Source organism: Sphingomonas sanguinis NBRC 13937, from assembly GCF_001591005.1.
Taxonomy (GTDB): Bacteria; Pseudomonadota; Alphaproteobacteria; order Sphingomonadales; family Sphingomonadaceae; genus Sphingomonas; species Sphingomonas sanguinis.
Window position 1 is genome coordinate 1 of the sequence record NZ_BCTY01000095.1, and the last position, 3,657, is coordinate 3,657.

Sequence of the window (3,657 nt, forward strand, 5' to 3'; positions counted from 1 at the left end):
AGCATGGTCCCGTCCATGACCGGGCGCGGGCGTTCGGGACGCTGGCGGCCATCGCCTCCATCCTGTTGTTCGGGGTCGGCTTCGCCTTCGTCGCATGGGGCGATATCGGCTACCGGATCGTCGGCGCGGTCGATCCGCTCGGCCCGTCCAATCCCTTGCGCATGACGGCCGAACCGGCGGGCGGCGCATGGCTCGACAATTATGCGACCTATCCGTGGATGATGGCGCTGCCCGCGCTGGGCTTTGCCGGGGCCGCACTGGCGCTGGTCGGCATCCGTTCCGGCCGCGAAGCGCTGGCCTTTGCCGGGTCGTCGCTGGCCGCGACCGGGATCATCGCGACCGTCGGCTGCGCGATGTTCCCCTTCATCCTGCCGTCCAGCATCGACGCGCATAGCAGCCTGACGGTGTGGAACGCCTCGTCCACGCACAAGACGCTTGGCATCATGCTCTTCGTCACCATCGTCTTCCTGCCGATCGTGCTCGCTTACACCGCCTGGGCTTACCGGGTGATGTTCGGGCGGGTGACGGCGGAGGCGGTGCGCACCAATCCCGACTTCTACTGAGAAAGGAACGACCCATGTGGTATTTCTCCTGGGTCCTGGGCCTTGGCCTGGCGATCGGCTTCGGCATCCTCAACGGCATCTGGCACGAATTCCATCTGCCGCAGGAGGATGACGTGTCGCCACGACACTGACAGATAGGACAATCCGTCCAACGACAGGGGATCATGGCCGCGCTATAGGGCAAGGCCATGATCTCGAACGACATCTGTGCCGATTGCGCAGTGCGCGACCGGGCCTTGTGCGGCAGCCTGGACGACCGGGAACTGCTCGCCCTGAACACCATCGGCCAGCGCCGCCATGTCACGCGCGGCCAGACCATCGCCTGGGCGGGCGACGAGGCGGTGATCTGCGGCAACCTGTTGTCCGGCGTGCTGAAGCTGGTCGCGGCCACCGCGGACGGCCGCGAGCAGACGGTCGGCCTGCTCTATCCGGCCGATTTCTTCGGACAGCCCTATGCGGGCGATGTCGACTTCACCCTGACCGCACTGACCGAGGCCGAACTGTGCGTCTTTCCCCGCGCCGCCTTCGAGCGGGTGCTGGAGGATCACCAGCGCATGGAGCGCCTGTTGCTCCAGCGGACCTTCGAATCGCTGAACGAGGCGCGCGGGCGGATGCTGGTGCTGGCGCGCAAGTCGGCGGGGGAGAAGCTGGCGGGCTTCCTGCTCGACATGACGGCGCGGGCCGGGGCCAGCGGGTGCCAGGCCAGCCGCGACGGGCCGGTGACGTTCGACCTGCCGCTGACACGCGGCCAGATCGCCGATGTGCTGGGCATGACGATCGAGACGGTCAGCCGCCAGCTGACCCGGATGAAGCAGAGCGGCGTGATCGGCCTGCCCGGCGGCCGCGCCATCACGATCAGCGACCGCGAGGCGCTGATGGCACGGGCCGAGGCGGCATAGGCCCTGATCCAGCAAAGCCGGATCAGGGCGGCACCGGCCCACGTCAGTGGAACAGACTCTAAGCCGCCAGGCTCTCCGCCAGCGCATCGACCAGCAGGCCGCGCGCCTCCGGGGTCAGTCGCTGTCCTGCGAGCGCGATGATGGCCAGTTGCTCGAAATCGACCGCGCGGCGACAACCGTTGAAGAAGCTGCGCAGCATATGGCCCAGCGTCTCGGGCGCGGCGAAGGCATCCGCCTCGACAAAGGCTGCGACCAGTTCGCGCGCCGCCGCCGCATCTGCCTCATGCCGGTGGCGGACATGGTCGAGGAGCGTGTCGGTGAGCGGATCGGCCCGCCCGTTGGACAGCATTGCCTCCAGATAGACGCCGTCCGCCTGCTCGCCGCGCGTCACCAGCGCCTCCAGCGCCTGCCCGAACTGCATCATGGTCGGAGCGTCGGGACGATCGGGCAAGGCGTCGGCCATCGCTTCCGCCTGCCCGCATAGCGCCAGCCGACGACGATGCTCCTGAAGCAGGCGGATCAGGTCGATTTCCTGAATGACGTGCCAGCGCCGCGCGAACGGCACGACGCTGCCTTGAAGCGGGTTGCGATCCATCGCGAGTCTTCTCCTTCGCCCCCCTGATGACGAAGGGTGTTGGCCCCCACATTGACGATGGTCAAAGCGCCGTGCCGCAGCCCTCAGTGCTGGCGGGCGAGATGCCGGTGGATGGTGCTGCGATGCACGCCCAGTTGCCGCGCCGCCGCCGAGACATTGCCGTCATGCGTCGCCAGCGCCGCGTCGATTGCCTCGGCCCGCTCGTCGGCCAGCGGGCGCGCGACGGACAGTTCGATGCCGCCACCCCGAACATCGGCATCCCAGCCGCCGATCAGGGTCGCCCCGTTGGTCAGGCGCAATCGGCCCCGCGCCGCTGGCCCCCGCGTGTCCACCAGTTCGCCGAGTGCCGCATCGTCCAGCGCCTCCCAGCTGCGCCCGACCAGTGAAAGCCCGCGCCGATTGGCAGCGACCAGCCTTTCGTCGCGGAACACCAATATCCCCTCGCGCGCAGTGCCCAGCATCGCGGCATCGTCATGCATCCGCAGCACGCGGCAATCGGCGAATCGGTCGCGAAACAACCGATGCTCGATCTGGTCGACCGCCAGCCGAATCAGCCCCAGCGCATGGCCATGGCCGCTGGCCGATGGTCCCGAAATGTCGAGCGCGCCGACGATCGCCCCGCGCGGGTCGAGGATCGGGGTCGCCGCGCAGCTCAGCACCGCATGTTCGGCGAAGAAATGCTCGGGGCCATGGACGGTGATCGGGCGACGCTCGGCAATGGCGGTGCCGATCGCGTTGGTGCCGGTGCTCGCCTCGGTCCAGGAGACGCCGGGCCGGAGCGCCACCTGCGCCGCACGCGACAGAAAGCCGGTATCACCGATCGTGTCGAGGATCATGCCGTCCGCGTCGGCCAGGATCACAACGCTGCCGGTATCGCGCGCCTCGCCCGCCAGCATCTCTAGCTCCGGGCGACACAGGCGGCGCAACGACTCGCGTCGCTGGCGCAACGCATGGAGTTCGCTTTCGGCCAGCGGTCCGCCACCCTGAAGCCGCCCCTGCGCCAACCCCATGTCGGTGCAGCGCAACCAGGATCGCAGCACCGGCTGGCGCACGGTTTCGAGGGGCAATTGCCCCTCGTCGAAATAGGCGCGTCGCCCCTGCTCTATACCGGCGCCGTCCATCGCCGCATCCCTCTCCGCTACATCCTTCGTGTGTCGCACATTGCGACACTGGCGCGCGTCTTCCGTCGCGCCGTGCGACACATGCTACGCCTCGGCCCCGGAAAGTCCACCACATCGCCGACACTTCGTCGCGGATCGCCTTGCCCTTGTCCGGGTACGGGCAGAGCCTTGGGTCATAACAGACCAAGGAGAGAGTTCGTGACGATCCAGGAAGCCATCAAAGCGCGCAAAGCGCCGTTCAAGCAGCGCTATGCCAATTTCATCGGCGGCCGCTGGGTCGATCCGGTCGAGGGGCGCTGGTTCGACAATCGATCCCCCATCGACGGACAGGTCATCTGCCAGGTCGCGCGCAGCCAGGCCGCCGATGTCGAACTGGCGCTGGATGCCGCACACAAGGCCAAGGACGGCTGGGGTCGCACCAGCGTCGCCGAACGCGCGCTGATCCTGCACCGCATCGCCGACCGGATGGAGGAGCATTT

The 3,657-nt window shown here is 67.9% G+C and carries 6 protein-coding genes; 4 read left to right on the top strand and 2 right to left on the bottom strand.

All coding sequences use genetic code 11. The features are described 5' to 3' along the window. From cydB to SSA01S_RS18590, 3 genes are all read left to right on the top strand, one after another. Positions 1-563, top strand: a 563-nt coding sequence (cydB, locus tag SSA01S_RS18585) for a cytochrome d ubiquinol oxidase subunit II (RefSeq protein WP_082795193.1), incomplete at its 5' end; no start/stop codon positions are given. A gap of 14 nt (positions 564-577) precedes the next feature. Next, entirely contained in the window at positions 578-694 is a 117-nt protein-coding gene (cydX, locus tag SSA01S_RS19345; protein ID WP_028966425.1) for a cytochrome bd-I oxidase subunit CydX, read from the top strand. A 57-nt stretch (positions 695-751) separates the two neighbouring features. Then, complete coding sequence (locus tag SSA01S_RS18590) at positions 752-1,462, top strand: Crp/Fnr family transcriptional regulator (protein WP_061781582.1); 711 nt, start codon at positions 752-754, stop codon at positions 1,460-1,462. Between the two features lie 58 nt (positions 1,463-1,520). On the opposite strand, the gene SSA01S_RS18595 is transcribed toward SSA01S_RS18590, so the two are convergent. Both SSA01S_RS18595 and SSA01S_RS18600 read right to left on the bottom strand, forming a co-directional pair. Continuing rightward, complete coding sequence (locus tag SSA01S_RS18595; protein ID WP_061781583.1) at positions 1,521-2,057, bottom strand: hypothetical protein; 537 nt, start codon at positions 2,055-2,057, stop codon at positions 1,521-1,523. Positions 2,058-2,140: 83 nt separating this feature from the next. Then, on the bottom strand, positions 2,141-3,178 hold the full coding sequence (locus SSA01S_RS18600; RefSeq protein ID WP_061781584.1) for a GAF domain-containing protein: 1,038 nt from the start codon (positions 3,176-3,178) through the stop codon (positions 2,141-2,143). Between the two features lie 198 nt (positions 3,179-3,376). Between SSA01S_RS18600 and SSA01S_RS18605 the strand changes: the two genes are divergently transcribed. Beyond that, positions 3,377-3,657: aldehyde dehydrogenase family protein (locus tag SSA01S_RS18605; RefSeq protein WP_156477960.1), on the top strand; the 281-nt coding region annotated here is incomplete at its 3' end.